Here is a 1,150-nt window from a genome sequence, read left to right as displayed (position 1 = left end):
ATTCCAAGAGGGCGATTTCGACCTCGCGCCGGGTGGGCCAGTCGCGGCGCCAGACCAGTTCAGCCTTCAGCGATTTGAAGAAGCTCCCGAGGGCCGAGTTGTCATAACCATTGCCCTTGCCGCTCATTGATGGCTTCATCTCGCGCCTGCGCAGGATCTTCTGGCAATCATGGGCACAGTGTTTGCGACCCGCGGTCCGTGTGGTGGACGCATCCTGGCGGGGGCCTGCGCAGGGCAATGGCCATGTTCAGCGCCCGCAGGGCCAGATCCTGCTTCAGCCGTCGCCAAGGCGACCTGATCGCCCTGCCGACCCCGCGTCGCGAGAAAAGGTCAAGGATGGCTGCCAGATAGACCCAACCCTCACGCGTCCAGACATGAGGCGGATGTCGCCGGCCCATTTCTGGTTCGGCCCCCTCGCGGTGAAGTCCTGGCTCGCAGCAGGTGCGGCGCGATGTTGAAGGCCTGATCGCTGTCGGTGGTGCGCTTGAACGCCGCTCGCTGCGAACGACCCGGATGCCGTTCTGGCGCAGTGAGGAGGGTCAGAAAACAGTCCGGGGGACTGTTTTCCGACGAACGCGCCCGACACGACACTGGCCAACACCGAGACCCAGCTCGTTCAGTTCCTCGGTCATGCGAGGCCGACCGTAGCGGCCCAGATTTGACCGGTGCTGATCGCGGATATGTGCCAGGAGCACCATGTCGGGCCCTCGGCGATATGGCGGCGGCCGGCGCTTCCACGCCCGAAGCCCGCGATCTCTCCCCCCCATCAGCTGGCACAGGCGCCTGCGCGTCAGCTGCCGCGATAGTCAGCCATGAACTCAATCGTCGGGAAACAGTCCCCCGGACTGTTTCCTGATCCGGCTCAAATCCCGCAGGATGCGGTTCCCTTTGCGCAGACGCTCATTCTCGCGCGAGCCGGACCGGCGTCCTGTTCAGGAGCCCCGGCCTCCTCGGCGACAGCCCGAACCCATTTGCCCAAGGGCGAAAGCCCGAGCCCCAGATCAGACGCAACCTGACCCCGGGTCAGACCGCTGGTCAGCGCGATGCGCACCGCATCCCGCTTGAACTCGCCGCTGCGTGTCGCTGCCATATCCAGTCTCCTTCCTGGTGAGCATCGCTCTCAGAAGACCGGAACAGAACCGGGAAAGGT

At 64.7% G+C, this 1,150-nt stretch carries 1 pseudogene; it reads right to left on the bottom strand.

Annotated features, from left to right (window positions below):
* Positions 1 to 1,090 (bottom strand): annotated as a pseudogene (locus H5395_RS19290) (IS3 family transposase); the annotation flags it as partial.
* Positions 1,091 to 1,150: the final 60 nt, after the last annotated feature.

It is taken from the genome of Paracoccus sp. MC1854, assembly GCF_014164635.1.
GTDB lineage: Bacteria > Pseudomonadota > Alphaproteobacteria > Rhodobacterales > Rhodobacteraceae > Paracoccus.
Note: the sequence above shows the minus strand (reverse complement) of the source record. Positions and strands in the feature narration are given on the sequence as shown.